The organism is Roseovarius conchicola (assembly GCF_041403425.1).
GTDB classification, from domain to species: domain Bacteria; phylum Pseudomonadota; class Alphaproteobacteria; order Rhodobacterales; family Rhodobacteraceae; genus Roseovarius; species Roseovarius conchicola.
This window is the reverse complement of sequence record NZ_JBGEHK010000006.1, coordinates 12,157-34,041: the sequence shown is the minus strand read 5'-3', so window position 1 is coordinate 34,041 and position 21,885 is coordinate 12,157. Positions and strand designations below refer to the sequence as shown.

The 21,885-nt window shown below is 59.4% G+C and carries 23 protein-coding genes; 13 read left to right on the top strand and 10 right to left on the bottom strand.

Features of this window, described 5'->3' with window-relative positions; genetic code table 11:
- Positions 1-61: 61 nt before the first annotated feature.
- The 3 genes from V6N02_RS16490 to V6N02_RS16480 are packed head-to-tail and all read right to left on the bottom strand — an operon-like array spanning position 62 to position 2,988.
- A complete protein-coding gene (locus V6N02_RS16490; RefSeq protein ID WP_371227237.1) occupies positions 62-1,264 on the bottom strand; it encodes a phosphopentomutase in 1,203 nt (400 codons plus the stop codon).
- Positions 1,264-2,571 carry a thymidine phosphorylase gene (locus V6N02_RS16485; RefSeq protein WP_371227235.1) on the bottom strand — a complete coding sequence of 436 codons (1,308 nt, stop codon included), beginning with the start codon at positions 2,569-2,571 and terminating at the stop codon, positions 1,264-1,266. Before V6N02_RS16485 ends, V6N02_RS16490 begins: the two co-directional genes overlap by 1 nt.
- A gap of 3 nt (positions 2,572-2,574) precedes the next feature.
- On the bottom strand, positions 2,575-2,988 hold the full coding sequence (locus tag V6N02_RS16480; protein ID WP_371227233.1) for a cytidine deaminase: 414 nt from the start codon (positions 2,986-2,988) through the stop codon (positions 2,575-2,577).
- 141 nt (positions 2,989-3,129) lie between these two features.
- On the opposite strand from V6N02_RS16480, the gene V6N02_RS16475 reads away from it, so the two are divergent.
- Both V6N02_RS16475 and prpE read left to right on the top strand, forming a co-directional pair.
- On the top strand, positions 3,130-5,409 hold the full coding sequence (locus V6N02_RS16475; protein WP_371227231.1) for an NADP-dependent malic enzyme: 2,280 nt from the start codon (positions 3,130-3,132) through the stop codon (positions 5,407-5,409).
- 230 nt (positions 5,410-5,639) lie between these two features.
- Positions 5,640-7,532, top strand: a complete 1,893-nt coding sequence (gene prpE / locus V6N02_RS16470; RefSeq protein WP_371227229.1) for a propionate-CoA ligase PrpE — start codon at positions 5,640-5,642, stop codon at positions 7,530-7,532.
- 50 nt (positions 7,533-7,582) lie between these two features.
- Here prpE and V6N02_RS16465 read toward each other — a convergent pair whose 3' ends face one another.
- Entirely contained in the window at positions 7,583-7,747 is a 165-nt protein-coding gene (locus tag V6N02_RS16465; protein ID WP_371227227.1) for a hypothetical protein, read from the bottom strand.
- A gap of 280 nt (positions 7,748-8,027) precedes the next feature.
- On the opposite strand from V6N02_RS16465, the gene V6N02_RS16460 reads away from it, so the two are divergent.
- Positions 8,028-8,582, top strand: coding sequence for a CIA30 family protein (locus tag V6N02_RS16460; RefSeq protein WP_371227225.1), 555 nt, complete (start codon positions 8,028-8,030; stop codon positions 8,580-8,582).
- 3 nt (positions 8,583-8,585) lie between these two features.
- Here the strand turns inward: V6N02_RS16460 and V6N02_RS16455 are convergent, their stop codons facing one another.
- Together V6N02_RS16455 and V6N02_RS16450 are read right to left on the bottom strand one after the other, a co-directional pair.
- Positions 8,586-9,116 carry a tetratricopeptide repeat protein gene (locus V6N02_RS16455; RefSeq protein ID WP_371227223.1) on the bottom strand — a complete coding sequence of 177 codons (531 nt, stop codon included), beginning with the start codon at positions 9,114-9,116 and terminating at the stop codon, positions 8,586-8,588.
- 10 nt (positions 9,117-9,126) lie between these two features.
- On the bottom strand, positions 9,127-9,888 hold the full coding sequence (locus V6N02_RS16450; RefSeq protein ID WP_371227539.1) for an NAD kinase: 762 nt from the start codon (positions 9,886-9,888) through the stop codon (positions 9,127-9,129).
- Positions 9,889-10,061: 173 nt separating this feature from the next.
- Here V6N02_RS16450 and glyA point away from each other — a divergent pair, with 173 nt between their 5' ends.
- Positions 10,062-11,345, top strand: coding sequence for a serine hydroxymethyltransferase (gene glyA / locus V6N02_RS16445; RefSeq protein WP_371227221.1), 1,284 nt, complete (start codon positions 10,062-10,064; stop codon positions 11,343-11,345).
- Between the two features lie 54 nt (positions 11,346-11,399).
- On the opposite strand, the gene V6N02_RS16440 is transcribed toward glyA, so the two are convergent.
- The gene (locus V6N02_RS16440) at positions 11,400-11,774 is read right to left on the bottom strand and encodes a hypothetical protein (RefSeq protein ID WP_371227219.1); all 375 of its coding nucleotides are present in this window, start codon (positions 11,772-11,774) and stop codon (positions 11,400-11,402) included.
- Between the two features lie 89 nt (positions 11,775-11,863).
- On the opposite strand from V6N02_RS16440, the gene V6N02_RS16435 reads away from it, so the two are divergent.
- On the top strand, positions 11,864-12,622 hold the full coding sequence (locus V6N02_RS16435) for an alpha/beta fold hydrolase (protein WP_371227217.1): 759 nt from the start codon (positions 11,864-11,866) through the stop codon (positions 12,620-12,622).
- Positions 12,623-12,628: 6 nt separating this feature from the next.
- Here the strand turns inward: V6N02_RS16435 and V6N02_RS16430 are convergent, their stop codons facing one another.
- Entirely contained in the window at positions 12,629-12,814 is a 186-nt protein-coding gene (locus tag V6N02_RS16430) for a CTP synthetase (RefSeq protein ID WP_371227215.1), read from the bottom strand.
- Positions 12,815-13,861: 1,047 nt separating this feature from the next.
- Between V6N02_RS16430 and V6N02_RS16425 the strand changes: the two genes are divergently transcribed.
- The 4 genes from V6N02_RS16425 to V6N02_RS16410 all read left to right on the top strand — a co-directional run bounded on the left by V6N02_RS16425 (position 13,862) and on the right by V6N02_RS16410 (position 15,900).
- A complete protein-coding gene (locus V6N02_RS16425; protein WP_371227213.1) occupies positions 13,862-14,275 on the top strand; it encodes a type II toxin-antitoxin system Phd/YefM family antitoxin in 414 nt (137 codons plus the stop codon).
- Between the two features lie 24 nt (positions 14,276-14,299).
- Positions 14,300-14,845, top strand: a complete 546-nt coding sequence (locus tag V6N02_RS16420) for an REP-associated tyrosine transposase (protein WP_371227211.1) — start codon at positions 14,300-14,302, stop codon at positions 14,843-14,845.
- A gap of 294 nt (positions 14,846-15,139) precedes the next feature.
- Positions 15,140-15,388 (top strand): hypothetical protein, encoded by a 249-nt coding sequence (locus V6N02_RS16415; protein WP_371227209.1) that lies wholly within the window; start codon positions 15,140-15,142, stop codon positions 15,386-15,388.
- The gene (locus tag V6N02_RS16410) at positions 15,385-15,900 is read left to right on the top strand and encodes a hypothetical protein (RefSeq protein ID WP_371227206.1); all 516 of its coding nucleotides are present in this window, start codon (positions 15,385-15,387) and stop codon (positions 15,898-15,900) included. Before V6N02_RS16415 ends, V6N02_RS16410 begins: the two co-directional genes overlap by 4 nt.
- Positions 15,901-16,032: 132 nt before the next feature.
- On the opposite strand, the gene lepA is transcribed toward V6N02_RS16410, so the two are convergent.
- A complete protein-coding gene (lepA, locus tag V6N02_RS16405; RefSeq protein WP_371227204.1) occupies positions 16,033-17,832 on the bottom strand; it encodes a translation elongation factor 4 in 1,800 nt (599 codons plus the stop codon).
- Between the two features lie 100 nt (positions 17,833-17,932).
- Here lepA and V6N02_RS16400 point away from each other — a divergent pair, with 100 nt between their 5' ends.
- The 3 genes from V6N02_RS16400 (at position 17,933) to V6N02_RS16390 (ending at position 20,268) form a co-directional block, all read left to right on the top strand.
- Positions 17,933-18,958 carry a hypothetical protein gene (locus V6N02_RS16400; protein ID WP_371227202.1) on the top strand — a complete coding sequence of 342 codons (1,026 nt, stop codon included), beginning with the start codon at positions 17,933-17,935 and terminating at the stop codon, positions 18,956-18,958.
- A gap of 316 nt (positions 18,959-19,274) precedes the next feature.
- Positions 19,275-19,673 carry a DUF2177 family protein gene (locus V6N02_RS16395; RefSeq protein ID WP_371227200.1) on the top strand — a complete coding sequence of 133 codons (399 nt, stop codon included), beginning with the start codon at positions 19,275-19,277 and terminating at the stop codon, positions 19,671-19,673.
- 145 nt (positions 19,674-19,818) lie between these two features.
- Positions 19,819-20,268: a hypothetical protein gene (locus V6N02_RS16390; RefSeq protein WP_371227198.1), complete on the top strand. Its 450-nt coding sequence runs from the start codon at positions 19,819-19,821 to the stop codon at positions 20,266-20,268.
- 5 nt (positions 20,269-20,273) lie between these two features.
- On the opposite strand, the gene V6N02_RS16385 is transcribed toward V6N02_RS16390, so the two are convergent.
- Positions 20,274-21,074, bottom strand: coding sequence for an ABC transporter permease (locus V6N02_RS16385; RefSeq protein ID WP_371227196.1), 801 nt, complete (start codon positions 21,072-21,074; stop codon positions 20,274-20,276).
- Between the two features lie 124 nt (positions 21,075-21,198).
- Here V6N02_RS16385 and V6N02_RS16380 point away from each other — a divergent pair, with 124 nt between their 5' ends.
- Positions 21,199-21,777 (top strand): GcrA family cell cycle regulator, encoded by a 579-nt coding sequence (locus V6N02_RS16380; RefSeq protein WP_371227193.1) that lies wholly within the window; start codon positions 21,199-21,201, stop codon positions 21,775-21,777.
- Positions 21,778-21,885 lie beyond the last annotated feature (108 nt).

Here is a 21,885-nt window from a genome sequence, read left to right as displayed (position 1 = left end):
CTCTTCGATTGGCTGGCGTTGATGTCCTGTCATCTCAGATCGCGACGCAAAGGGCAATCTGTCAATCGGGCAGAAAGCTGGTTCCCGGTCCGCGCTCGGGCAGGTCAAGGTGATCTGCAATTGCAGCAGCCACATCGACAAACCCGACCTGTCCGATCTCACCAACGCCTTTACCCGCCACCAGCACCGGCACCCGTTCACGGGTGTGATCTGTGCCTGCCCAGGTCGGATCGTTGCCATGATCGGCTGTAATCAAAAGCATGTCACCGGCGCGCAATTGTCCCAGAAGACGGCCCAATTTGCGGTCAAACCATTCAAGGGCTGCAGCGTATCCTTCCAAATCTCGGCGGTGGCCGTACTCGCTGTCAAACTCGACAAGATTGGCAAAGGTCAGGCTGTGATCCGCAGCCTCCGCCACGGCAGCATGCAGATGTTCCATCAAGGCCGCATCGCGCCCCTTCACCGCATCGTCGATCCCCTGCATCGAGAAGATATCGCCGATCTTGCCAATGGCATGGACCGTCCCACCTGCCTGCTGCACCCAATCGCACAGGCCCGGACTTGGCAGAGGGCGTGCAAAATCCTTGCGGTTGGCGGTGCGGGTAAACCCCTGCTCGGGATTGCCCTTGAAGGGGCGCGCAATCACCCGGCCCACATTCATCGCATGAAGACGCGGGGCGATCTCGGCACAGAGGGACAACAGACGCTCGAGACCGAAAACCTCTTCATGGGCGGCGATCTGGAACACGCTGTCGACAGAAGTGTAACAGATCGGCCAACCGGTGCTCAGATGCTCGGCTCCCAACCGGTCGAGGATCTCAGTGCCCGACGCATGGCAATTGCCCAAGATATCTTGCGTACCTGCCGCCTCGGCCACCGCGCGGGACAAATCATCAGGAAACGCCGGGATATCGTTTGGGAAATAATGCCACGCGAAGGGCACTGGCACGCCAGCCAGTTCCCAATGGCCCGAGGGTGTATCTTTGCCCGGCGACACCTCGCTCGCTGCCCCCCAAAGGCCTGTGATGTCGCTTTTCAACCCCGGCGCGTCCTCGCCGGACGCCAGATGCACCGCGCGCCCCAAGCCCAAACCGCTCAGATGTGGCAGATGCAATGGCCCGCGCGGCAAACTTGCGCAGACCTGTGCTATATGTCCCACCGTGTTGGCGCCCGTATCAGGCAAATCACCGTTGAAAAACTGATCTGCATCCGGCGCGCCACCGATTCCCACGCTATCCAGAACAACCAGGAAAGCGCGCGGCATCACCCCACCCTTTCATGCAGCAGGGGCGGCAGATCGGGGGCATCGGGCGTAACTTCAATTGCAGCGCGCAATGCGGCCTCGGCCCGTTGGACGTGATCCTCGCGCGTGGCATGGATACGCAGCAACGGCTGCCCCCGGCGCACAGGCGCGCCCAGAGGCAATACATCGCTCAGCCCGACCGAGGGCTCGATCTTGTCGGTTTCGACCTGCCGTCCGCCGCCAAGTGAGATCACCACCAATCCCAGCGCCTCGCCGTCCATCGCGCCCACATAGCCATCCCGATCGGCCACCAGCTCATGGATCACGGTGGCCTCAGGCAAAAACCTGCGCCAGTTCTCGACAAACTGCACCGGGCCGCCCATCGCGGCAACCATCTGGCCGAACCGGTCCGCCGCACGGCCATCATCCAGTACGTCCGAGATCGTCTCGGCCCCACCTGCCAGATCATTGGCCAGCCCTGCATTCAACAGCGCCAATCCCCCCAGGGCACAGGTCAAATCAGCCAGCGGGCCACCCTTCCCGGCGGTCAGCACCTGCATCACCTCGGCCACTTCCAGCGCATTGCCAATGGCTGGCGCAAGGGGTTGGTTCATATCTGTAATCACGGCGCTGGTTCGACACCCGGCGGCATTGGCCGTCTCAACCAGCGCCTCGGCCAGCGCGCGCGCCTCGGCAGGGGTTTTCATGAAGGCCCCGCTTCCGGCTTTGACATCCAAAACCAACCCATCCAAACCCGCGGCCAGTTTTTTCGACAGGATCGAGGCGGTGATCAGATCAAGGCTTTCGACCGTGGCGGTCACATCACGCACCGCGTAAAGCCTTTTGTCCGCCGGGGCGATCTGCCCCGAGGCGCTGACGATGGCACACCCAGCCCGCGCCACGACCTGTCGGAATTTCGGCTCGCTAAGGTCAGTGCGCAGGCCAGTAATCGCTTCGATCTTATCCAACGTCCCGCCGGTATGGCCCAGTCCACGGCCCGAGATCATCGGCACATAGGCCCCGCAAGCCGCCAGCGCAGGGGCCAGGATCAGGCTGACACAATCGCCGATTCCGCCCGTTGAATGCTTGTCGATGACCGGGCCATCTTCCATCCCCCAATGCAGGGTGTCGCCGCTGTCGCGCATCGCCAACGTCAGTGCCACGCGCCCCTCGGGGCCCAGCCCATTCAGCAAGGTCGCCATGGCAAAGGCCCCGGCCTGCGCATCACTGATCGTCCCATCAGCAAGACCCGTGGCGAACCACGTCAGTTGTTCGTGGCTGAGTGGGCGCTTGTCCCGCAAGGCGGCGATGATGGCGCGGGCGTTCATGGGCTATTCCTGCTCCATATGACGACGCCCAAACGCCCCGGGCAGCAGTTCGGCCAATGTCATGGTCAGGCTTTGCCCGGCGGTGGTAGCCATGGTAACGGGTACATCCGCATCCCCAAACTCCGCCAGCTTCTGCCGGCACCCTCCGCAGGGCGTCACCGGCTCGGGACTATCGGCAATCACGGTGATTTCGTGCAGCGTGGTTTCCCCGGCAGAAATCATGGCAGCAATTGCACCCGCCTCGGCACAGGTGCCTTCCGGGTAGGCCACGTTTTCCACATTGCACCCCGCATAGACCTGTCCCGATCCAGCGCGCAGGGCCACCCCCACCTTGAACCCCGAGTAAGGCGCGTAGGCGTTCTCGCGCACATCCCGTGCAGCTTGCAGCAACTCATCGCTCATGGTTTCGGGGCCCATCCTTTTGATTGTCAATCATTTCAAGATTGCGCGCAGGGCCGCCAAGATGCAAGCTGCTCGGACAGACCGGACTGGTTGGCCCGCTTGCATCCCGTCCGAAATTTAGTTTAATACTAAACTATATTCCCCAGGGAGACGATTATGACCGACAGCCAGAACGAAACGCTCCGCCAGGCATCGCTGCTTTATCATGAGTTTCCCAAACCCGGTAAGCTTGAGATCCGCGCCACCAAACCTCTGGCCAATGGCCGTGATCTGGCCCGCGCTTATTCCCCCGGTGTCGCCGAGGCCTGCCTGGAAATCAAAGCCGACGCTTCCAATGCCAGCCGCTATACCTCGCGCGGGAACCTGGTGGCGGTGGTCTCCAACGGCACTGCTGTTCTGGGCCTTGGAAATATCGGCGCACTGGCCTCCAAACCGGTGATGGAAGGCAAGGCCGTCCTGTTCAAGAAATTCGCCAATATTGACTGCTTTGATATCGAGGTGGACGAACCCGACCCCGAAAAACTCGCCGAGATCGTCTGCGCCCTTGGCCCCACCTTTGGCGCGATCAACCTCGAAGACATCAAGGCACCCGACTGTTTCATCGTCGAGAAAATTTGCCGCGAGCGCATGGACATCCCGGTTTTTCACGACGATCAGCACGGCACGGCGATTGTTGTCGGGGCGGCGGCCACCAACGCGCTGCACGTGGCGGGCAAGTCATTCGAGGACATCAAGATCGTCTCGACCGGCGGCGGCGCGGCGGGCATCGCCTGTCTCAACCTACTGGTGAAACTGGGCGTGAAACGCGAAAACATCTGGCTCTGTGATATTCACGGGCTGGTCTATGAGGGCCGGACCGAGGATATGAACCCGCAGAAATCGGCCTTCGCGCAAAAGACCGATAAGCGCACGCTGGAGGACGTGATTGACGGGGCCGATCTGTTCCTAGGCCTGTCGGGTCCAGGAGTTCTGAAGCCCGAACAAGTGGCCAAAATGGCCGACAACCCGATCATCTTTGCACTGGCCAACCCAACGCCCGAAATCATGCCCGATCAGGTGCGCGAGGTGGCACCCGGAGCGATCATCGCCACAGGGCGGTCCGATTTTCCCAATCAGGTCAACAACGTGCTGTGCTTCCCCTTCATTTTCCGGGGCGCGCTGGATGTAGGTGCGACTGAAATCAACGATGCAATGCAAATCGCTTGCGTTGAGGGCATCGCCGAACTCGCCCGCGCCACGACCTCGGCGGAGGCGGCAGCGGCCTATAAAGGCGAGCAACTGACCTTCGGGGCCGACTACCTGATCCCCAAGCCGTTTGATCCGCGGCTGTCCAGCATTGTTTCAAGCGCGGTCGCCAAGGCGGCGATGGAAACCGGCGTGGCCACGCGCCCGCTGGACGATCTGGATGCCTATCGCGCCAAGCTGGATGCCTCGGTCTATAAGTCCGCCCTGCTGATGCGCCCGGTCTTTGAATCCGCCAGCCAGGAGGCACGCAAGATCGTCTTTTCCGAAGGCGAGGACGAGCGGGTTCTGCGCGCCGCACAGGCGATCATGGAAGAAACCAATGAGCAACCTATCCTGATCGGGCGCCCTCAGGTGATTGAAACGCGTTGCGAGAAACTGGGTTTGGAAATCCGCCCGGACAAGAACGTGCATGTGGTGAATCCGGAAAACGATCCGCGCTACCGCGACTATTGGGGAAGCTACCACGAAGTGATGCAGCGGCGCGGTGTGACCCCCGATCTGGCCCGGGCGATCATGCGCACCAACACCACGGCCATTGGTGCGGTGATGGTGCATCGCGAAGAGGCCGACAGCCTGATCTGCGGCACGTTCGGCGAATACCGCTGGCATCTGAATTACATCACACAGGTTCTGGGCAATGACAAACTGCGCCCGCAGGGGGCCTTGTCGATGATCATCATGGAAGATGGCCCCCTGTTCATTGCTGACACCCATGTGCGCGTCTTCCCCTCGCCCGAAAACCTCGCCGAATCCGCGATTGGTGCGGCACGCCATGTCCGTCGCTTCGGGGTCGAACCGAAAGTCGCTTTCTGCTCGCAATCACAGTTCGGCAATCAGGGCGAGGATTCAGGCAAACGCCTGCGCGCAGCACTTGCCATTCTGGACAGCGAACCTCGGGATTTTGTTTATGAGGGCGAAATGAACGTTGATACCGCCCTGGACCCTGAGCTGCGCGAACGCCTGCTGCCCGGCAACCGCATGGAGGGCGCGGCCAATATCCTGATCTTCTCGAACGCGGATGCGGCCTCGGGCGTGCGCAACATTCTCAAGATGAAGGCTGGCGGTCTGGAAGTGGGACCGATCCTGATGGGCATGGGCAACCGCGCCCATATCGTCACCCCCGGCGTCACGCCGCGCGGGTTGCTGAACATGGCGGCGATTGCAGGCACACCGGTGGCGAAATACGGGTAAAAGCCACCCGCCGAAAGGCATTAGTTTGCATTAAAAAACTTTGCAGATTTGCAAAGCAATGGCATTTCGCGTCCAAAGCTGCCCATAAAAAGGGGTTTGCAAAAATTTACACATCAATTCTTACCAATATTGCAAATGTTTGCGATAACCTATGCTGTCGCCCATCCAAGGCCCTTGCCGCCCTGTCACCCGATCCGTAACACATCTTCAAAGGTTCGGAGGAGGACAGTATGGGATACAAAGAGGTATATGACGGCTGGAAGGCCGATCCGGAAGCGTTCTGGATGGAAGCCGCACAGGCGATCGACTGGGACCAGAAACCAACCAAGGCCTTGTTTGCTGAAAATGCCCCGCTCTACGAGTGGTTCGCGGACGGTATGGTCAACACCTGCTGGAACGCCGTGGACCGCCATGTCGAAGCCGGGCGTGGCGATCAGGTGGCGATCATCCATGACAGCCCGATCAGCGGCGTCACCCGGCGCATCACCTATGTGAACCTGCGCAATCGCGTGGCCCAACTGGCCGGGGCGCTGCGCGCCAAGGGCGTGGAGAAAGGCGACCGTGTCATCATCTACATGCCGATGATCCCCGAGGCGCTTGAGGCGATGCTGGCCTGTGCCCGACTGGGCGCGGTGCATTCCGTGGTGTTCGGCGGATTTGCCGCGAACGAGCTGGCCGTGCGGATCGACGATTGCGCGCCGAAATGCATCATCGCAGCCTCCTGCGGGATGGAGCCGGGCCGCGTGGTGCATTACAAACCGCTGCTGGACGGCGCCATTGAAATGGCAGAGCACAAGCCCGAGTTCTGCGTGATTTTCCAGCGCGAACAAGAGGTTGCCCATCTGGAAGAGGGCCGCGATTACAACTGGCACGGTTTCCAATACGGGGTTGAGCCTGCGGAATGTGTGCCGGTTGAAGGCAACCACCCGGCCTATATCCTCTATACGTCCGGCACCACTGGCGCGCCCAAAGGCGTCGTGCGCCCCACAGGCGGCCATCTGGTGGCGCTGAACTGGACGATGAAGAACATCTACAATGTCGACCCGGGCGACGTGTTCTGGGCGGCCTCAGATGTCGGCTGGGTCGTGGGCCATAGCTATATCTGTTACGGGCCGCTGATCCACGGCAACACCACGATCGTGTTTGAAGGCAAGCCCATCGGCACCCCCGATGCGGGCACGTTCTGGCGTGTGATCGAGGAACATAAGGTCAAGACCTTCTTCACCGCCCCTACTGCTTTCCGCGCCGTGAAACGTGAGGACCCCAAGGGTGAGTTCCTGAAGAAATACGATCTCAGCAACCTTGATGGAATCTATCTGGCCGGCGAGCGCGCCGATCCGGACACGATCGAATGGACCCGTGAGATGACTGGCAAGCCGGTCTATGACCATTGGTGGCAGACCGAGACAGGCTATACCATCGCCGGGAACCCTGCAGGGATCGAGGCGCTGCCTGTCAAGATCGGCTCACCCACCGTGGCGATGCCGGGATATGACGTGCAGATCCTTGATGATGCAGGGCACGAAGTGCCCGCCGGTGAATTGGGCGCGATTGCCATCAAGCTGCCCCTGCCCCCCGGCACCCTGCCGACGCTGTGGAACGCCGAAGAGCGGTTCAAGAAATCCTATCTCAACACCTTCCCGGGCTATTACGAGACCGGCGATGCGGGCATGAAGGACGAGGATGGCTATCTGTGGATCATGGCCCGAACTGATGACGTGATCAACGTGGCCGGGCACCGCCTGTCCACTGGCGGGATGGAAGAGGTTCTGGCCTCGCACCCTGATGTGGCAGAATGCGCGGTGATTGGCGTGACCGATCAGCTGAAGGGGCAATTGCCGGTTGGTTTTGTCTGCCTCACCAGCGGCGTGAACCGCCCGCATGAGGAGATTTCAAAAGAATGCGTCAAGCTGGTCCGTGACAAGATTGGCCCGGTGGCCGCGTTCAAACTGGCCGTCGTGGTGGATCGTCTGCCCAAGACCCGCTCGGGCAAAATCCTGCGCGGCACGATGGTCAGCATCGCCGATTGCAAACCGTTCAAACAACCGGCCACGATTGATGATCCCGCCATTCTGGATGAGATCAAGGACGCGTTGCAGACCATCGGCTACGCAAACGCCTAAAAGCATTCCCCCTGCGCCTGATGGCGCAGGGGGCACACCTACCGTAAGGGTTACCCATGCGCGTCCAAACCAGTAACTGAGACAGGCGCGACAAACAGACTTTTTACCAGATCCACCTGACGCTCTTTCACCTCTCCGGTTGGAGAGGGCAGAACCGTTCCGGTGGCAATCAATACCGCCAGTACCAAAGACCTAATCGCATATTGCGCCTGCATGGGTGTTCTCCTTTGTCCTCGCTGACATTGGCAGGTGCACCCATGCTGTTCACCTGCGGCCCGACAAACAATAACAGGGGGATGTTATCAGATATCATTAAACTTTATTGTTTTAAATCTGGTACTTGAATAAATATCACCTTCAAAGAGAGACGTCCGAACGGCTTGCACAGCAACCGCATTTCCGCCCCATAAGTGAGACCAATCAAAAGGCAGAATCGGGCACGGTCTGGATTTTCATCCCGAGTGCGCCATCTATTGATCAGACCCGGGGATCATCATGCCGTTTCACATTTTCAAACCTGCCCTGGTGGCCGCCATGTTGATCTGGCCCAGCCTTGCCATGACGGAGGATTGGATGATTGACCTGCCCCTGGCGGAACCAACCAAGTGGCGCTATTTCAGCGATCAGGTGATGGGCGGTGTGTCCGAAGGACAGGCCCGGATGGTCTCCGAAAACGACCAACCGACCCTGCGTTTAACGGGCGATGTCAGCACGGCAAATCGCGGCGGGTTCGTTCAGGTGCGCTATGATCTGGACAATCCCCTGCCTGCCGGGGCGCAGGGCGTATTCCTGACCGTGCACGGCAATGATCAGCCCTATTTCGTGCATCTGCGTACCCGTGGCACCGCCCTGCCCTGGCAGTATTATCAGGCGGAATTCGACGCGACCGGACAGTGGCAAGAGGTGCGCCTGCCCTTCGCGGCTTTCAGTCCATCAGGCGGACTCTTGCGCAACACGCCGAAACCGCAAAGCATTCAAAGCCTTGGTATTGTCGCCTACGGGCGTGATCATATCGCTGATGTGTCGATCAAATCGGTCGGATTTTACTAGGCCCTAGCAGGCCATGTAGACGCCCAGATCACACGCCTTATCAAAGTATCGATCCGCCGTGGCTTCGTTGGCGGCAACACCGTCACCCGCCAGGTACATCTTCCCCAGATTGCCGCAGGCCGACCCGCTGCCGCCCTCACAGCCCTGTTTGTAATACCCAAGCGCTTTCTCGCTGCTCTGTGGAAATCCGGTGCCCGTGTAATGCATCCACCCCAGATTTGCGCAGGCGCGATAATAGCCCTTCTTACAGCCATTCTGAACATAGGGTTTGGCCTTTTCGACATCCTTTTCTACGCCCAGCCCGACAAGATAGGCCATTCCAAGATCCGAGCAGGAAATGACATTCTCCAGCGCGCAACCTTTGCGGATGAATGTCAGCATCAGGGCATTGTCGCCCGCTGCCTGTGCCTCACGCGTCCCTTGCAAACAGGCTTCCGTGTCACCGCCCGCACAGGCCGCCATCAGGCCCGTATCCTGCGCCATCACCGGCAAAGCCATCACAACGAGCGCCGCTATATATCTGAAAAACCTCATCCCCCCACCGTTACACAAACTGTTCGCGCAAAAGCCGTTCTTCCAGCCCGTGGCCCGGATCAAACAACAGCCGATGCGCGATACTCGGCTCGGTCTGGATTTCCACCCACAGAACGTCACGCACTGATTGCCCATCGCCCTCGGCCATCACCGGGCGTTTTTTCGGATTGATCACGTCAAAGCGCACTTTCGCCGTTTTGGGGATCAGGGCCCCACGCCAGCGCCGTGGACGAAAGGCCGCCACTGCCGTGATCGCCATCACATCCGAGCCGATCGGCAGGATCGGCCCATGCGCGCTGTAGTTATACGCGGTGGAACCCGCCGGCGTTGCCACCAAGGCCCCGTCACAAACCAACTCGTCCAGACGCACGCGGCCATCCACAGTGATGCGCAGCTTGGCCGCCTGCGGGCCTGCGCGCAGCAACGAAACCTCGTTGATTGCCAGCGCCTCAAAGACATTGCCCTCGCTATCTTCGGCCTTCATCGACAAGGGATTGACGATCTCTTCGTTGGCGGCCTCCAGCCGCTCCATCAGGTCGTCCTCGCTATATTCATTCATCAAAAAGCCGACCGTGCCGCGATTCATCCCATAGACAGGCGCGGCCAGCCCCTGCATCCGGTGCAGGGTCTGCAACATGAACCCATCACCGCCAAGCGCAACAATCACTTCGGCCACGGCCTCGTCCGTATTGCCGAACCGCGCGATCAGCGCATCGCGTGCGGTTTGGGCGATGGGCGCATCGCTGGCCACGAAGGCGATATTTTTGCGCATTGCGGACTGTCCCATCTTTTATCTTTATCTTATGAGGTTGATCGAAGCACAGATCGACCGCCTGTGCCAGCCTTGACGGTCCTTAAGGCAGAATTGTCGCTTTCTGGGCTTTTACCAAAGAGGCGTTTCCTATAGGAAACCCTTCAAACGCAATCCTGTTGGAGCTTTGTCTTATGTCTGATTCCGGTTTCTTCACCGAGGCGCTGTCCTCGCGCGATCCTGACCTTCACGCCGCCATCACCAAAGAGCTGGGCCGCCAGCGGGACGAGATCGAATTGATCGCCTCCGAGAACATCGTCTCGGCCGCCGTGATGGAGGCGCAAGGCTCGGTCATGACCAACAAATACGCCGAAGGTTACGCCGGTCGGCGCTATTATGGCGGCTGTCAATATGTTGATATCGCAGAAGAACTGGCCATCGAACGCGCCAAGCAGTTGTTTGATTGTGGCTTTGTGAACGTGCAGCCCAACTCTGGCTCGCAGGCTAACCAAGGGGTCATGCAGGCGCTTCTACAGCCCGGCGACACCATTCTGGGGATGAGCCTGGATGCAGGTGGTCACCTGACCCACGGCGCCGCGCCCAACCAGTCGGGCAAATGGTTCAACGCCGTGCAATACGGGGTACGCCGCGACAACCTGAACGTGGATTACGATCAGATGGAAGCGATGGCCAAAGAGCATAAGCCCAAGATGATCATCGCGGGTGGTTCCGCCATTCCACGTCATCTCGATTTCGCCCGCATTCGCGAGATTGCCGATATGGTTGGCGCATATGTGATGGCCGACGTGGCCCACTTCGCCGGTCTGATCGCGGCGGGCGAATACCCCTCGCCCTTCCCGCATGCCCATGTGGCAACCACCACCACGCACAAAACCCTGCGCGGTCCGCGCGGCGGCATGATCATGACCAATGATGAAGCCCTGGCCAAGAAATTCAACTCGGCCATTTTCCCCGGCATTCAGGGCGGCCCGCTGATGCATGTGATCGCCGCCAAGGCCGTCGCTTTCGGCGAGGCGCTGCGCCCCGAATTTAAGGCGTATCAACAACAGGTTAAGGCGAACGCAACCGCCCTCGCTGATCAGTTGATCAAGGGTGGGCTGGACATCGTCACCGGTGGCACCGACACACATGTGATGCTGGTTGACCTGCGCCCCAAGAATGTGACGGGCAACATCGCCGATGCCGCCCTGGGCCGCTCGCATATCACCACCAACAAGAACGGCGTGCCGTTTGACCCTGAAAAACCCACGGTCACCAGCGGCCTGCGCCTGGGCACACCGGCGGGCACCACGCGTGGCTTTGGCGAGGCCGAGTTCCGCCAGATCGCCGACTGGATCGTCGAAGTGGTCGACGGGCTGGCTGCCAATGGACCGGACGGCAACGGGGCTGTTGAAGAGAAAGTGAAGGGCGAAGTGGCGGGGATGCTGAAAAACTTCCCGCTTTACCCAAACCTCTGATCTAAAAAGGCTTTTACCCCGCGTGACCCACAGGTTGCGCGGGGTTTTCTATGCTCAGATCATGCCTTGCCAGCGCAGCAAAATAACCAGCAGCGCGATGATCACCATCAGATTAAACACCTGACCGCCCAACCAGTTGAGCAGCTTGCCTTTGCGTCGATCAGCAGGGTCGATGGTTTTGAGATGCGCTGTGATTTCCTGATAGGCCGCTTTGACCGGGTCAGGATCTACCGTTAGCGCCAGCCGGGGGTGGGCCGCTTTTTTCTGCGCGTCTACAATGGTTTGCCCGGCACGATGCAGCCGTTTCGGCAGGGTCCGGCCCGCTTGCGACAAGCGGGCCTCCAGCGTGCGCCCCCGAACGGAAAGCTTGCTTCGCAGAAGCTCGCTCAACGTGTCGACTTTCTGGTTTAGCTCTTTTGGATCAATCACTTGGTTATCTCCCGCAGCGCACCATACAATCCCCGATGCGCCGCCTCAATAGGGCTGGCCCCTGATTTTTCCCTGCGTTAGAACAGGCCATGCTGAACATGATCCGCCATGGCGCACCGACCGACCAACCTGGATTGTTGATTGTGCACGGACTTTACGGCTCGGCGCGCAACTGGGGTGTGATTGCCAAACGGCTGTCTGACACCCGCGAGGTGATCGCCGTCGATCAACGCAACCACGGCTTAAGCCCCTGGAATGAAACGCAATCTTATCCTGACATGGCCGAGGACCTTGCCGAGGTGTTGGGCAATCTGACCGGCCCGTTCGACGTGTTGGGCCATTCCATGGGCGGTAAGGCCGCGATGGTACTGGCGCTTCTTCAACCTGAGATGGTCAACCGCCTGATCGTGGCGGACATCGCACCGGTCGGATACACCCATTCCCAAATCCAGTTCATCAAGGCGATGCGGGCCGTGGACCTAGGTAGTGTTGAGCGGCGCTCGGATGCCGAGGCGCAACTGGCGAGCCATGTAGAAGACCCGATCCTGCGAAGCTTTTTCACCCAATCACTTGATGTGAAAGAGAAAAAATGGCGACTCAATCTGGATGTGCTGGCCGATGAGATGCCCAAGATTCTTGGCTTCCCTGCGGTGAGCGGGGAATTCGACAAACCAACATTGTTCCTGTCGGGGTCCGAGTCCGATTACGTCAAGCGCGAGTATCGACCTGACATAAAAGCGCTTTTCCCGCAGGCGGGTTTTCTGAAAATCCCCGGCGCGGGGCATTGGCTCCACGCCGAAAAACCTCGTGAATTTGAAGCGGCGGTGCGGGCCTGGCTGGATCGATAGCCCGCCTCAGCCCTCTTCATAGAGCTTCTTTGCCACCATCCAACTGATTGGAAACGCTGCTAAAAAACCCACAAGCGCGGCAATAATGATCATCTGTACTGTATCCTGCCCCGCGACCAAAGTCGCGATCACGGCGGACCCGGCGAGGGTGGAACCGATGAAGAGATGCAAGATCAAAGCGAGCCGAAACATGAGGGCCTCCTTAGGGCGTTGATGTTATGGGCAAAAGCTATCATCAAGGCGCGCCGGGGACTTTGATTTGGGTCAGATTGGGGGGTGCGATAGGCAATTCACAAGATGTGACCTTCTTGCCCACCGACAGTAGAAAACTTCAAAAAGCACACAAGATTTTGTTGATCCCGGAATCGTTAAAGTATACCCAAAATGTACAGGTGCAAGACGCGGTCGCATTCTGACGGCGAGGTCCGGTTGCCAAGGGGCGGCGGGCCTCGTTTCCTTTTTTGGGGGCTGGAATCAGTAAAGGCGCCAGGTGCTCAGACGCGGTCTTCGCATTCTCCTGACGCCTTCCTGAACTGATCAGACCCGAAGGCCGTATCAGATCAATGCTCGGGTTCCGAAGAACCGTCGCTGCCACGCGCCCCGAAGGGTTTGTGACGACCCTGTCCCCGAAGGAACAAGGCTGCATTGGGTCCGAAAACCCGCCGCTGTTACCTCCCCGAAGGACGGTAACCGCCCGAATTCCCGAAGGAAACCGGACATGTCACGCGGGATCATAAGATCCTTTGCGACCCGCTCTGCCCTTCTGTCCTGCGCCGTCTGCCCGATCCATCCGAAGATGGTCCGAGGGTCTGACACAGACCATGGAAGCGTATCGAAGGTCGTTCACCCGAAGGTTCGCAATCTCCGCATCGGCAACCCGGCCAGCGCGTCCTGCTGAGGGTCCGAAAACCCGCTGCAGTAAAGGTACTTTCGCCAATGATCCGGGTCCGGGCAAGAAAATAGCAGTGCAGCATGAAAATTTCTTGGGGATAACATGTTGATATCACTCCGGAAACTCCTGTGGATAAATCGGAATTTGCATGGATTTCAGCAGGGTTGCGCTGGGGGTAAGTGGCGTTTTGGTGAATTTCCCGTCCAAGGCGGTTTTTCTGCACCTGCAAAGGCGATTTCTGGCCATTCCTTAACGCACCGCGCGATGCGGGCAGAATCGCTTTGTACATTTCGGGGTAACTCTGACGGCCCCAAAACCCATTTTGTACAGAATTCAGGAGGCTGATTTTGGACTATGGACCCTCGTTTTCCGTGTCGACCTCGGCGGCGCGGGACAGGTTATCGGCGATCATCACGCAGGTGCAGGACCCGCGCTCGACCGTGATCCTGACGCGGCACGGCAAACCGGTGGCGGCGGTGGTGTCGATGGCCGAGCTGAAACGCATCTGGAAGGAAGAAGAGATCGAGGACATCGTGCAAAACGGCCGCCGCCCGGCGCGGTTTATGTTCGGACGCGGGTTGAAGGCGAAAACCGCGCATGAGGCGGCGGAACAGGTGCATCAGGTGCAGTTGGACCGGTTGATGGAACGCGAGATTTTGCAAAGCGTCGGGATGGAGCCAATTCCGGGTGGGGAGTTGATGACGGAGGTGGGGGAGCCGAGGCGGACGCGGCGGTGGTGGGAGAGGTTTAGACGGCGTTAACCATACGCGCGGCATGGTAGGGGCATGTCGAATTATCGCAGACCAAAGATCACAGGCGCGCGCGTGTTTTTCACCGTGGCGTTGGCGCAGCGCGGATCGTCCTTGTTGGTGGACGAGATTGTGCGGCTGCGGGAAGCGGTGCGGGTGACGAAGGCCGAGCGTCCGTTTGAGATAGATGCGTTCGTGGTGTTGCCGGATCATGTGCATTGCGTTTGGACATTGCCAAAGGGGGATGCGGATTTTTCAACGCGATGGCGGTTGATCAAAAGCCGGTTTTCAATGTCCGTCCGTAGGGCGGGGTTCACCCCGCCACCCCGTTTGCCGGTTGTCGCATCCGGAAGGTTTGCCGGGGTGAACCCCGGCCTACGGCATGACAAGGGTGAGGTGGGCATTTGGCAACGGCGGTTTTGGGAGCATCACATTCGCGACGAGGCCGATTATTGGGCGCATGTGCGGTATTGTTGGATGAACCCGGTGAAGCATGGGTTTGTCGCGCGGCCCGAGGAGTGGCGGTATTCGAGCGTACATCGGGATACGCGGTATATGCCCGGCATGGATATGGCGATGTAGGGCGGGATTTCAGCCGGCCAATATGGATTTGATGATGTAGGGATGAGCGCCGGTTCGGGCAACGCCCGGCAAACCGTCCGGGGGACGGTTTGAGGCGGGAACGGGCGGAGCCCCGGGCGTGATTTCACGCACCAATGCGCCGGTTCAGGGGGTGGGGTGGTGCGTGCAAACACACGCCCTACGCTTGCCAGAGCACGCCTCTAGCTTGCAGGTCGGCGAGTTTCTGCTAGTTTATCGGGAAAAAGCGCAATGCTAGGTCATTGCCGCAGGCAATTGATTAACGAGCATCACTGCATGGATATTGTTGAAGTATTAAAAGAGGTAAGAGTTCTCGCAGAGACCTTTTCGTTTACCAAATGGGAACTATATGCCGTTTTACTGCTGGTACTTGTCACTCTAAGATTGCGAACGATCTTGACACATGTTCGCGAAATGGCCGTAATTAGGGCGGAATCTGCTCGTAAGAGTAAACTGCTTGATGCGAAAATTCAGCGCCAAAAGAAAAAGCGGTCGAAACGGGTAGAAAAGGGAGACAACAAATGATCATGACGGTCATCGGTTGGGCAGGCTTCGCGGCTGTGTCGGTGGGTACAGTAATTGTATTCACGATATATCTCCGTGCGCGCTCAATTTCCAACAAGCTGCTCGTCTCTTCATCCGAGACGTTTTTTGATTCATGTGACAGCCTATTTAAGACTCCAGATGAGATTCCCGACTCGGTAGTGGAAATGATTGAGATGATGAATAAGTCCATTTCATCCAAACGAGGACATTGGGCTCTTCTAAGAGTACTAAAAGCGCGTGGGAACGGCCCCACAATTGATGTCGAACAGATAAAAGCATTTGACCGAGACGTTGATGGAATGAGGCAAGAATTGCGCGATATTTTTAACCGGGTAGTGGTCTCATGGTTGACCTATCTTGCTCACCAAAACGTTTTTACCCTAATGCGTATTGCATTGACAGTAATGCGTGTGAGATCAACCGGTGTTGGTCCAAAGGAAGCAGAGGAAACCGCTGGGCTAAGTTTTCTCAGACGTATGGAGCCATGCTAGTTAGCCTAACTGACATCTACCCACGGCTCTGCACCACTCTTCCACCCATATCTGGCATGTATCTGGCATGAGATCGGCGTCTCTCCAACATCCAAGGCGGGGTGAACCCCGCCCTACGGCAGGTTGGAGGGGTCACTCATCCATCTTCAGCGCCGAGATAAACGCCTCTTGCGGGATATCGACTTTCCCGAACTGGCGCATCTTTTTCTTCCCCGCTTTCTGCTTGTCCAAAAGCTTGCGCTTCCGGGTGGCGTCGCCGCCGTAGCATTTGGCGGTCACGTCTTTGCGCAGGGCGGATAGCGTCTCGCGCGCGATGACCTTGCCGCCGATGGCCGCCTGGATCGGGATTTTGAACATGTGGCGGGGGATGAGGTCTTTGAGCTTTTCGCACATGGCGCGGCCACGGGTTTCGGCGCGGTCGCGGTGGACCATCATCGAGAGGGCATCGACCGGCTCTTCATTGACCAGCACCTGCATCTTGACGAGGTTGTCCTCGCGGTAGCCCTCCATCTGGTAGTCAAACGAGGCATAGCCCTTGGTGACCGATTTCAGGCGGTCGTAGAAGTCAAACACCACCTCGTTGAGCGGCAGATCGTAGACCACCATCGCGCGGCTGCCCGCATAGGTGAGGTCAAGCTGAATGCCGCGGCGGTCCTGGCAGAGTTTGAGCACGTCGCCGAGGTATTCATCCGGCACCAGGATCGTGGCCTTGATGCGGGGTTCTTCGATGTGATCGACCAGCGTCATGTCGGGCATGTCGGCGGGGTTGTGCAGGTCGATCTTGGAGCCGTCGCGCATGTAGACGTGGTAGATCACCGAGGGCGCGGTGGTGATCAGCTCGATATTATATTCGCGTTCGATCCGGTCGCGGATGACCTCAAGGTGGAGCAGCCCAAGGAAGCCGCAGCGGAAGCCAAAGCCCAGCGCCGCCGAGCTTTCCATTTCCGAGGAGAAGGACGCGTCGTTGAGGGCGAGTTTTTCAATGGCGTCGCGCAGGTCCTCGAATTCGGCCGAGTCCACGGGGAAAAGGCCACAGAACACCACGGGCTGCGAGGGTTTGAAGCCGGGCAGCGGTTCTGTCGCGCCCTTTTTCTCATGCGTGATGGTGTCGCCGACTTTGGTGTCGCGCACCTGTTTGATCGAGGCGGTGATGAAGCCGATTTCGCCGGGGCCGAGCTGGTCGACGGTCTCCATCTGCGGGCGGAAGACGCCGATGCGGTCGACACCGTATTTGGCCCCGGTCTGCATCATCTTGATTTGATCGCCTTTTTTCAGGGTCCCGTCCATGATCCGCACCAGAACGATCACGCCGAGATAGGCGTCATACCAGCTGTCGACCAGCATGGCCTTGAGCGGGGCATCCGCGTCGCCCGTGGGGGCGGGCAGGTGTTGGACGATGGCCTCTAACGTCTCATGAATGCCCTCGCCGGTTTTGGCGGAGACGGGGATGGCACCAGAGGCGTCAATGCCGATGACATCCTCGATCTGCTCGGCCACGCGGTCGATGTCGCTGGCCGGCAGGTCGATCTTGTTCAGAACCGGGACCAGTTCGTGATCGGCATCAATGGCCTGATAGACGTTTGCCAGTGTCTGGGCCTCGACGCCTTGCGTGGAGTCCACCACCAGCAGTGAGCCCTCAACCGCGCGCATGGAGCGGGAGACCTCGTAGGCGAAATCAACATGGCCGGGGGTGTCGATCAGGTTGAGCACATAGGCCTCGCCATTCTCGGCGGTATAGTCGATGCGGACGGTGTTGGCCTTGATGGTGATGCCGCGTTCCCGCTCGATATCCATGGAGTCGAGCAGCTGCTCTTTCATATCGCGTTCGGCCACGGTGTTGGTGGACTGGATCAGGCGATCCGCCAGCGTGGATTTCCCGTGGTCGATATGGGCCACGATGGAGAAATTGCGGATATGGGAAAGCGGTGTCATGGTGAGGGGATATGGAGTGGTTTGGGGGGGTGGTCAAGCGTCGGTTGAATGGTAAGCCGCAACGGCTATGCTGCCGGAGAGAGAGGTGAAGGAAATTGGCTTGGCAATTAAGACCCGGAAAGAATTCGAGACGTGGCTGAGAGCACAATCACAGGAGACTTGCGTCTTGTTTGTAATGCGGGCAGCGCTGCGGGGTTTTCCATTTACGGCGCACATTTCGAAACCATCTAAGGAGCAAAAACATCTTGCGCTCTCGTCAGTGCGAGCCATTCTGACTTCGGGGGTTTCGGCCAAAATGCCAACCCCCAAGGTCAGAGCCGCCGCCGATGCCGCCTATGCCCTCAGTGCCGCCGACGCCGTCGATGCCGTCGCCTATGCCGCCTATCCCGCCGTCTATCCCGTTGCAGCCGGTGCCGTGGCCTGTACGGCCACCCTTGCCGCCGCCAATGCCGATACTGACATCAGATTTGAAGACCTTTTTCAGACCGCGTTGTGGCACCAGCTAGGTGAGCCGGACTGGCTGGCTTCGGCATTGATAACCAATAGCAATCTGCTGGAGAGCGGCCCAGAATGGTCCTTCTGGCGCGAGTGGTATCAAGGGTTTCTCGATGGAAAGCCGATGGACTGGAAGCTTCAGCGGCGGGTTGCGTTGATTGACGATGCCATCTGGGAGGCCGGGCCGGAGAAGGTTGCGGAAGAGATTGAGCGTATCAGGGCGGCGTTTGAGGTTGAGACACGAGCCGGTGATCTACGGGAGGCTGCGTTTGTTGCTGCCGCTCCTTCGAGAGGGATTGGGGACAACAACCCACCGGACTCGATTGATGACGCAGTGAAGACCCAAGATGGGGTGACCATCATATGGGCGGCGGCGCGGGACCTTGAGGAGGAAGCCGCCTCGGACACGCCCAACCTAGAGCGGGTCAAGAAAGCCATTGGTGCTATCATCGGTGTGATGAAGGCGGCGGGCATTTGGGCAGCTAAGAAGGTCGATAAGGCGCTGACAGCTTTCGTTGTAACGGTGGGGGCTGCAGGAGGAACGGCCAGTGTTGCGTGGCTTACCCAGAATTCTGATAAGATTGGCGAATTGATCGAGGCAGCAGAACGTTGGTGGAAGTTGATGCAGTGATGGCGGGGTGAAACCCCGCCCTACGGGTGTTGCCGACGATAGTGTCTGAGCAGCCAGCCCGGTTAACAGGCGCGGAGCGCCCCGGGCCATCGTCCGTTGACCGAAAGGCGATTGCAAAGCAATCGATGCAGGTGGCCCCCTCCTTTGGGCTGGCGATTGGTTGAGGGTAGCGCGCCAATTCTTCTGTATACGGATTTTGCGGGAATAAAGTGCTTCGCAACTCCCGTCGGGATCGCCATCCCGGGGGCTGACGATGGCCCGTGCGGGGTGGACAGGCCACGCGGATGGGTTAGGTGGGAGGCAAAGGAGGTCCGACATGCAGATCATCTGGCTTTATCTGGCGACAGCATTCGTGTTTTTCGGGCTCGATTTCTTTGGGCTGCGCTATCTGATCAAGCCGGTGTTTGATCGCTATGTCGGTGAGTTGCTGGCCGAGTCTGTGCGGATTGGGCCCGCGTTTGCGTTTTATTCGGCGTATATTGCCGGGGTACTCTATTTCGCCTCGCTGCCGGCGCTGAAGGCGGGTAACCCGACGATGGCGCTGGTCAACGGGGCCATTCTGGGCGCGCTGGCCTATGGCACCTATGAGTTCACCAATCTGGCGACGCTGAAGCACTGGAACTGGCACATGGTGGCGGTGGACCTGACCTGGGGCACGCTGTTGACGGGGGTGTCGGCCTGGGCGGGGGTGATGATCGTGCGGGCTCTGAGTTGAGCGCCCGGCCCGGATTTCGCAGCCTCCCGCCATCTTGTGAATTGAAAAACCGCGCCGGATCGGGCAAAACCATCATAACGGTATAGGTGAGCAGGCATATGAGGGCGAAACGCCCCGACGCCGACCGGGATAAAGAGGCGATGTTATGAAGCAGGTCATTTTACTGGTACTGATCTCGGCCCTTGCGGGCTGTGGGGGCTATCACAAGGCCCGAAAAGGGGGCGCGCCCAGACCCGCGCCCATATCGGCGCCGATCCCGATCACCCCGACGGTGGTGGGGGTCACCACGCCGGGCGTGGCGCAGAGCACGCCGACACAAGTGGCCGTGGTGCCCGTGGCCAAGCCCTTTGCCAGCGGGCCGCTGCAAAAGGCCTGTATGGCCTCGGAACGCAAGGCACGCTCGCGCGAGCTGTGCGGCTGTATCCAGGCGGTGGCGGACAACACGCTGAGCAATTCGCAACAGCGCATGGCAGTCGGGTTTTATGACGACCCGCATCGCGCACAGGAAATCCGCCAGTCGGACAATCCCAGCCACGAGAAATTCTGGAAGGATTACCGCGCTTATGGCGATGCGGCCGAGCGGACCTGTCGGTAAAGCCGTTACGCCTTGAGCCGCGTGCCGCGCGCGATCATTGCCCAGCCCAGGATCGAGATTGCCAGCGTGGCCGTGACCGCCACGGCCAAGCCCAGCACCGGCGCGCTGTCCGAGACACCGATCATCCCGTAGCGCACCCCGTCGATCAGGTAGAAGATCGGGTTGAGATGGGTGATTTCGTTCAGCACCGGCGGCAGATCCTGCACCGAGTAGAACGTGCCCGACAGGAAGGCCAGCGGCGTGACGATGAAATTGGTGATCGCTGCCATCTGATCGAACTTGTTGGCAAAGATGCCTGCAACGATGCCAAGCCCGCCCAGAAAGGCCGATCCCAGAACCGCGAAGCTGAGCGCCCAGAGCGGGTGCTGTGGCACGATCCCGAGGAACAGCGCCAGCCCCAGCGCGATCACGCAGGCCACGAGAACCCCGCGTGCAATCGATCCGGCCAGGTAGCCCAGCACGATTTCGCCCGCTGACAGGGGCGGCATCAGCGTGTCGACGATATTGCCCTGCACCTTGGAGATCACGATCGAAGAGGAGGTATTGGCAAAAGCGTTCTGGATCACCGTCATCATCAGGATGCCGGGGGCGATGAAGGTGGTGAATTCGACGCCCATCACCTCGCCTCGGCGCGGACCGATGGCGATTGAGAAGATCAGAAGGAACAAGGCCGCCGTGACCAGCGGCGCGCAGATCGTCTGGGTCCAGACCGACAGGAAGCGCTGCACCTCGCGCGAGGCCAGTGTATAAAGGCCCAGCCAGTTCACCCGGCCGAAGCGGCGCGTGCCCATTTGATCGGTTAGCATATGCGGGTGCCCTTCGCGTGATTCGATGTCTTGTAACTCAGGCGCGGGTGATTAGAATAGGGGACTGAACGAATTTTGGTCAAAGGCGGCGCTGAGTGCCGCCTTTTGAGATAAGGATGAGCGTATGTCCTGGAGTGACGAGCGCGTAGAGCTGCTGAAAAAAATGTGGGGCGAGGGCCAGTCGGCCAGCCAGATTGCCAAGGAACTGGGCGGGGTGACCCGCAATGCCGTGATCGGCAAAGTGCACCGTCTGGGCCTGTCGAACCGGTCGGGCACCGGCAAGAGCGATGCCACCAAGGCCAAGGCAAAGGCCGATGCCAAACCGGCCGCCAAGGCAAAACCGGCGGCCAAGGCCAAGCCAGCGGCAAAACCGGCCGCAGAGGCGCCTGCAGCCGAGGCCCCTGCCCCGATGACCCGTGCCCGCGCGGCGATCATACCGGCCGGTCAACGCCTGCCGCCGCAGCCCTCGGCCAACGAGATTGACCCCGCGGCGCTGGCCAAGGTCAACGAGATCGAGAAGAAGGCCAAGAAGCTGAACCTGATGGAGCTGACCGAGCGGACCTGCAAGTGGCCCGTGGGCGATCCCGCCACGGAAGATTTTTGGTTCTGCGGGCTGCCGGTACAATCGGGCAAGCCTTATTGCGAGGCCCATGTGGGCGTGGCCTTTCAACCGATGAGCAGCCGCCGCGACCGCAAGCGGTAGCGGCAACGCGCGCCATGACCATTGGTGTGCTATCTGCCGAACCGCGGCTTTGAGCCCTTGGTGGTCATCCCCCCGCGCGGAATCAAGGCCGCAGGCTGCCGCGCGATC